The 7,817-nt window shown below is 25.1% G+C and carries 4 protein-coding genes; 3 read left to right on the top strand and 1 reads right to left on the bottom strand.

Annotated elements, in window-relative coordinates:
* Window positions 1-341 precede the first annotated feature (341 nt).
* The 3 genes from GBZ86_RS10175 to GBZ86_RS10165 all read left to right on the top strand — a co-directional run bounded on the left by GBZ86_RS10175 (window position 342) and on the right by GBZ86_RS10165 (window position 7,252).
* Window positions 342-1,250 carry a ParM/StbA family protein gene (locus tag GBZ86_RS10175; protein WP_152890330.1) on the top strand — a complete coding sequence of 303 codons (909 nt, stop codon included), beginning with the start codon at window positions 342-344 and terminating at the stop codon, window positions 1,248-1,250.
* On the top strand, window positions 1,241-1,648 hold the full coding sequence (locus GBZ86_RS10170; RefSeq protein ID WP_152890328.1) for a hypothetical protein: 408 nt from the start codon (window positions 1,241-1,243) through the stop codon (window positions 1,646-1,648). Before GBZ86_RS10175 ends, GBZ86_RS10170 begins: the two co-directional genes overlap by 10 nt.
* A gap of 288 nt (window positions 1,649-1,936) precedes the next feature.
* Window positions 1,937-7,252 carry a carboxypeptidase regulatory-like domain-containing protein gene (locus GBZ86_RS10165; RefSeq protein WP_170272208.1) on the top strand — a complete coding sequence of 1,772 codons (5,316 nt, stop codon included), beginning with the start codon at window positions 1,937-1,939 and terminating at the stop codon, window positions 7,250-7,252.
* 125 nt (window positions 7,253-7,377) lie between these two features.
* Here the strand turns inward: GBZ86_RS10165 and GBZ86_RS17160 are convergent.
* Window positions 7,378-7,817 (bottom strand): carbohydrate-binding protein (locus GBZ86_RS17160; protein ID WP_422678918.1); only part of this gene is annotated, 440 nt, incomplete at its 5' end.

The raw sequence follows: 7,817 nt of genomic DNA, 5'->3' as shown, positions 1-7,817 counted from the left end.
AAACAAAGGTTTAAACTTTGATTATGTTAATATAATCAAAGTATTGTTAGGTTTAAATTAAATTTATATTAAAGTTTAAATAAAATTGATTGAAAAAATATAGTTTAAATTATTTAATATAAAATTTAAACTTAAGTTTTACTTTAGTTTAAATTTTTAAGGTGTTAAAATGTTTTATAAAACTTAAGTTTAAATATAATTTAAATTTTGTAATAATATTACAAAATAAAATTGACATTGTTTAAACTTTAATTTATACTATTAAAGATGGTAAAAATATTAAATTAAAAAGAAAAAATAAGTTTTAAAATAAATATATATGTTTTTTGGAGGTATAAGAAATGGTTAAAGTTATAGGTGTTGATTTAGGAAATGCAGAAGTAAATACTTCAGAAGGAATTAACTTTCCAAGTAGAGTAAAAATAGGTATTAATAATATGAATAAAAATGATATAAAAGTTCAGCATAATGATCTTGATTATACAGTTGGACAAGGAAATAGTAATATAGGTTTATATAAACATAGAAATAATAATTATAAAATTTCTTTATTAACATCTATTGCAAAAAGTATACAAGAAAGCAAAATTGAATGTAATTTAGTTATAGGATGTCCTGTAGAGATATTTAATAAAAATAAAGATGTTGTAGAAGATATAAAAGAAACTATTAAAGGGTGGGGAACTGAAACAATCTTTATCAATGAAGATATAAAAGTTGTAAATATAAAAGATGTTGAAGTTTTTTGTGAATCTGGAATAGTATTTGAAAATAAAGATAGATTTGAAAAAGAAAAAACTCTTGTAATAGACATTGGTGGTGGAACTTTAGATATTTCTCTTTGGGATGGACTAAACTTAATTGATTGTAAAAGTAATGATAAAATGGGTATGATAAATTTATATGAAACTATATTAAAGGAAGTTAACAGAAGAAATAAATCTAATTTAAATAATGATGATGCTAAAAATATGATTGGTAAAAAAGAATATAAAATTAAGCAAGAAATTACAGATATTAGCTATATAGACACTATAATAGAAAACTTTGTAGTTGGTCTTGCATCAGATATAAATCAAATTTTCCCATTCTCTAATGTAGATTCTATACAACTTATTGGTGGAGGAGCAATTGCATTAAAAGAATATTTTATAGATAGAAAAATGATTCCTAAAAGTGAAGTTAATACTGATGCCTTTTTCTTAAATGCTAAAACCTATAAAAAGGTTGGTGAACTAATTTGGTCCTAGATGAAAGATATGATTTTCTTAAAGATATAAAATTAAATGAGTTAAAAGGAAAAGAAGAAGATTTTATAATCTTTAAAGGAATAAAGTTTAATAAAAATGAAAGAAATTTATTAAAGTTTATTCAATGGAAAGGTGTTAAATTCTCTAATTATGTAAAGCAGCTTATAGAACAGGATATGAGAAATACTATTGAAGGAAATGAAAATATTTTTAATAAAAATTCTCATAATAAATTAAGTGATTTAGATGAAGAATATTTAATGAGTTTAATAGAAAAAGTTTTAGAATCTAGAGAAAATAAAAATGAAGTTAAAAAAGAAGTTGTGGCTGAAAGTTTAAAAGAAGAAAATAAAAAGGCTTTAGGAGCTTTAAATAAATTAGGTATATGTAAGAGATAAGATAAAATTTTATATAATATATAACGTAAAACACCATTAAAAATTAAAAGTTTTTAATGGTGTTTTTATTTGTATAAGTCCTTTCTTATATATAAATTCAATCACCATTTATGAATTTATTTCGTAATATATATAACTACCTAAATTTGTAATTTTTCTAAGAAATAAAAAATGTAAAAGAAAGCTAGATTATAGTGTATGAAAGTAAATTAAATTTAAAATTTCAGAAATTTTTAAAACTAAAAATATTATATTGATGAAAATATGATAATTTTAAGGAGGATATATATGCAAATAAAACAGGAAAAATATGCTTTAGGAAAGTCAAAAAACATAGAGATTACTTCAAAAGATTTTGATATAAAAGCTGATATTAAGCTAAATATTAATGAATATGAAATAAATATTGATTCTTCAATTTCAGGTATAGTAACTGATAATTTAGGTACACCTATTAAAAATGCTTTAATAAAATTAATGAATAATAATCTTCAAGTGCTAGCTACTACTAAAACTGACAATACAGGAAAGTATATTATAGATGTTGTACCTTTAAGTAGTGGCTATATATTACTAGCTACTTCTATAGGAAAGCTTCTTGAACAATCTCCTTCTTTTTCATTATTAAATAAAGAAAATAAAATTATTAATTTTATTCTTAATAATGATAATAACTCATTAATAGGAGGACTTAGTGGAGTTTTAGTAGATAGTATGGGAGAAAGAATTCGTGGTGCTGTAATTTCTTTATATAGAGTAACAGGTGGTGATGAAGAACTACTTGGCACAACTTATTCAGATTTTGAAGGAGAATTTTTGTTTAATGAATTAGAAGAAGGAATTTATGAAATTGTAATTTCTTCTTTGAAATTTTTTCCTTACAATGAAACTATAACTATAGAAAGTAATAAAATATATTTATTTAAAAAGGAGTTAAAAAGAGATCCTGTTTTAAGTAATGGTTCTATTTCAGGAATAATAGCAGATAATTTTAATAATGGAATATTAAAAGCTGATGTTGTTCTTTATAAAATAGAAAATAATATAAAAACTCCAGTAGCTTTTACTCAAAGTAATTCTTCAGGAATTTACTCTTTTAATGACTTACCTTTTGGAAATTACATGGTTAAATCTAATACTTCTCAAAATACAAATTTGGAATATTTAATTACCCCTTCAGTTAAAATAACTTCCACTTCACAATTAGGTACCTATAATCTAACTTCAGGAATTTTAGAGAATAATACTTTTGTGGATTATTCAACAGGCTTTGTTACAAATATTGGTGGAACAAAAGATGGATCTATAATTTTAGTTATAAATATAGAAAAATCAGGTCTTTATGAGCTAGCCATTCAATATGTAGCAGCAGATTTTAATAGGTGTTTAAAATTAGAGGTAAATGGAAAAGATAATGGAGAAATTTACAAAGTACCTATTACTTCTGGATGGACAATAGATAATAGTAAAATTTTCAACATATTAACTACATTAAGACAAGGAGCAAATATACTGAAATTTCATGGTGATGGTAATAATTTAGCACCTAATCTTGGAACAGTAACCTTTATCTTTAATGAAACTGAAAAAGTAACATTATTTGCTATAAACCCTTTAGATTCTTTAACTTATAATGTTTCAACTGGAGCCTTTGGAGGAGGGGCTAAGGTTAATGAGCTTACAAATTTTACAGAAAACTTAGGTGGAGCAGATGATGGATCTTCTACTGTACTAGTAGAAGTACGAGATGCTATGGTTTATTATTTAGAAGTTAAATATATAGCACCTAAATCTAATCTTAACTTAAAAATAGATATAAATGACATAAACGATATGAATATTTATACAGTTACTAAAACTAAAAGTAGTAAGGTTAAAGATGCTTTAACTTTTACTATACCTATTACTTTAAAAGCTGGAAAAAATACTATTAAATTTCACGGCGATGGTAAAAATTCTTCGCCTGCATTAGAAGAATTTGTTTTAAACCTTCCACCTTTAGAATTTGAATTAAATAAGGGAATACTTGAAAATGAAGCTAAAGCTGATGCAACTAAAAATTTTGTTTTAGGTATAGGTGGAAAGTTAAATGGTTCATCTACAGTTAGAGTTAATGTTAATGATAGTGGAAAGTATAAATTATTTCTTAAATATGTAGGCACTGAAAATAATTTAGAATTAAAAGTTGATATTAATGGAGTAAATACTGGTACGGTATATACATTGCCTAAAACTAAAGGATTAAAATTTACTGATTGTTTAACCTTTGCTTTTGATATAAAGCTTAATTCAGGAAATAATTCTATTAAATTTTATGGTAGTAATCAAAGTGTTTCTCCTAATTTAGCATTTTTTAGTGTAATGTTTGATGATGTTGTTACTCCAGTAGCACCTATAGTCCCTATAGCACCTACCACTGTGCAAGAAAATTATGAAATAATTAATGCAACTTTAAGTAGTCCAGCAACCTTTGATAAAAATAGTAATTTTGTAACATCCCTTGGAGGAAAAAATAACGGTTCTTGTTCTATAGCAGTTTTAGTAAAACATACAGGTAATTATATATTAACAATAGGATATAGAAACCAAAATAGAAAATTTAAAATAGATATTAATGGTCTTTCTAAAAACAGAATATATGAAACTACAGGAGATTTTATTGATACCTTTTCTACATTAATAGATCTTAACGAGGGAGAAAATATCCTTAAATTTTATGGTACAGGTTTTGCAGAAGAATTAGCTCCAGATTTAGGTGATTTTACGCTTAAATTAAATATGCCTATAAATTTAAGATTAGCAGATGGAATATTTGAAAATGGTTCAAATATTCAACCATCTGGAATAATAACTGGAATAGGTGGCCCAGAAAATGGTTCTTTTAGTTTTAATTATTTTGCATCTGAAGCAGGTCCATATAGATTAAATCTTATTTTTTCTGGTGAAGGTAGACCTATTATATTAGATATTAATAATGATGAGTTTCCGACTAGTTATAATATTCCTGCAGTTACCACAGAAACAGTTTTATTTAATATAAATATAGGTTTGGAAAAAGGAAATAATATTATAAGCTTTTATGGAGTAGGAGAAGAATATGCACCAGATTTACACAGCATTGAAATAGAAAAAATAATTATTGATTCTTTAGGTTCAGGATATAGATTTTTTTCACAGGGAGAACTTAATAATGGTGCAAAAGTAGAGGATAACACTGGTTTTGTCATAGATGTAGGAGGAATTAATAATGGATGGGTTAAATTAGAGGTTAATGTTCCTGATAATGACTATTATGATTTGGGAATAAAATATTTAACAAAATATTTTGATACTCCTGCAAAATTAGATGTAAATGAAAAAACCTATTCTTTTACATTACCAGCTAAGGATTATAATTCAGAACCTGTATTATTTACACTTTCTAGAATTTATTTAAACAAAGATAAGAATATATTAAAGTTTTATGGTAATGGTTTAAATACAGTGGCTAAATTAGATTCCTTTAAAATTTTCAAATCACCACAGTCTGTTACTATACCTAAAGACGTTGCTTTTTATGTAAAAGATGGTGATTTAGAACCTCCTGCATTTATATCAAAAACAATTTCTAATTTTGTGGAAAACATAGGTGGTTCTACTGAAAATGGGAAAAAAGAAGGTACATCAACTGTAAGAATAAATAGTGAAGATAAGAGTGGATTATATTATTTAGTTCTAGAATATTTAGCAGATGCAACTAGTAAAAACTTAGCTATAGATGTTAATGGAGTTTATAATGATATTATTTATAATTTTCCTGAAACCAATAGTTTAAAAGCGACTGATGCTAGAAAGTTTTCAATTCCTATAATGCTTAATGAAGGTATTAATTTAATAAAATTTAGAGGAGATGGAAGTAGTTATGCTCCGAAACTAGGAAGATTAGAAATTAGTACAATTCCTGAAGATAGAACTTATAATGTATCTGAGGGATATTTAGAAAACAATGCAATGATTAATCTAAATACTAAGTTTATTACTAATTTAGGAGGTAATAATAATGGGTCTTCAACGGTTTTGGTAAATGCATATAAGAGTGGTATTTATTATTTAACCATTAAATATTTATCTCCAATAGGAGATAGTTTTATACAAATAGATATTATGAATAATAATGATGCTAATAGTAGTATAACACATAAATTTTCAAAAACATTAAGTGGAGAATTAAAAGATATAAAAATAACAGTATTAAAAGTAATTTTAACAGCAGGAGAAAATAAGATTAAGTTTCATGGCACAGATTTAGAAAAAAATAAAATTACACCTGATTTAGAATTGTTTACAGTTACATCTGATGATTATGTAAAAACTTATGACCTTACTAAGGAAGGAAAATTTTCTAATGGAGCAAGAAAATCTTCTAATCCTGGATTTGTTACTGGTCTTGGGGGAATAAAAAAGGGTTCTATTCTTTTAAATGTAGATGTGGAGGTGGAAGGATTATATGATCTTGCTTTTATTTATATAGAAGAAAAAAGCGAAAAAACTCTTAAGATAGCCGTTAATGAAGTGAAACTAAGTGAAACTTTAAAAATTCCAGCAGCTATTAATAAAAGTAATAGGTCTACAAACTCATATGTTATTCCAATTGAATTAAAGAATGGTAATAATTTAATTAAATTTTCTTCTAAGAGAGGATTAACAACAGGGCCAACTATAGGACAAATTACATTAACATTAATTAAAAGTAGAGAAGATATTGCCTATGGTAAGCACTTGATATCTAATGGAAAACTTAAGAATGGAGCTACTATTGACGCTAATTCCCAAATGATAAATAATATTGGAGGAAAAAGTAATGGAGAAATTACAGTTACTTTTAATGCTCCATTTGATGGTTTTTATAAGTTAATTTTGCAAGTTGCAGTACCAATAGAATTTTTAGAAAAAGGAATCCCCTGTAGATTATTGATAGATGTTAACGCTGTATCTACTAAGAAAGAATATGCCATTTCTACAACACTTTTAGATAAGCCTAAAAATACTGACTTTAAAAAGCGTAAAGAGCCATTATTAAGTACTCTTAATGTTAAAATATTTTTAAAAAAGGGAGAAAATACTATTAGATTTTATGGTAATGGAAAAGATGAAGGGCCTTTATTGGGAAATTATAACGTTTTTTTTCTCAGTAAACCCTCTACATTACAAAATATAGAACTTTTACCTAGTGGTATTTATTATTTAGATTATGCTTTTGCAGATGGAATTTTAGAAAATGGTGCTACTATAGATTTAAGTACAGGCTTTGTTACTAATATTGGTGGAGCAAACAATGGCTTTGTAACCATAGAAGTTAATATGCCAGAAACGGGTATTTATACACTTTTAATTGAATATTTAGCTTTAGAATTTAATCTTCCTTTTACTATGGCTATAAACGAAAAACCTACCGGTAATATATTAAACTTTGAAAAATGTACTTCCTATTCAAAAGTTAAATCCTTTACTCAAAAATTTAAAAAAGGAATAAATAAAATTAAATTTTATGGTTACACAACTCATAATTGTCCTCAGTTTAGTAAAATTGCATTTGTTTTAATGGCAAAAGAAAAAAATAATTAAATTATTTATATAAAAAAAGGAACTATTTTTCATTATAAAATAGTTCCTAAGTATTTAGACAAAATGATTTTTTAATAATGAAAAGTCATTTTGTCTTTTTGTTTTTTAAATTAAATTACACTTAATTATTTTATCTTAGATTTAAGAGTAAGTGTAGCTTCTCCTAAATCTGGAGCTGGATAATAACCATTTCCTGTGAATGTAATTATATTTTCACCTTTTGTCAACTTTAAAGTGACTTCATGTTTATTTGTAGTATTTTTTATATAAGGGTTTGATATAAATGAAAAAACATTGCCTAAGGAGTTATAATTTACAAGAAGAGTAAGAGTATTTAAATTATATTTTTTTGTTGATTTTAAAATATAATCTACTATTAAAGAATATTCACCATCATAATCCACTGATACTTTTATAGTAACATATCCATTTTTTTTACCCCCTAAATTTGTTACAAAAGTACGATTTCTAGTTAAAGATGCACCATTTTTAAGTTGCCCTGCTGCTAAATTTAAGAGTAAATTATTTTTTGTATTTAGAGAAATTAATGGATCAGTGTTAATAG

The organism is Clostridium tarantellae (assembly GCF_009295725.1).
Taxonomy (GTDB): Bacteria; Bacillota; Clostridia; order Clostridiales; family Clostridiaceae; genus Sarcina; species Sarcina tarantellae.
Note: the sequence above shows the minus strand (reverse complement) of the source record. Positions and strands in the feature narration are given on the sequence as shown.

Excerpts from the sequence above, each read along its gene's own strand:
- GBZ86_RS10175 (WP_152890330.1), top strand. The coding sequence starts at position 342 with ATGGTTAAAGTTATAGGTGTTGATTTAGGAAATGCAGAAGTAAATACT.
- GBZ86_RS10165 (WP_170272208.1), top strand. The coding sequence starts at position 1,937 with ATGCAAATAAAACAGGAAAAATATGCTTTAGGAAAGTCAAAAAACATA.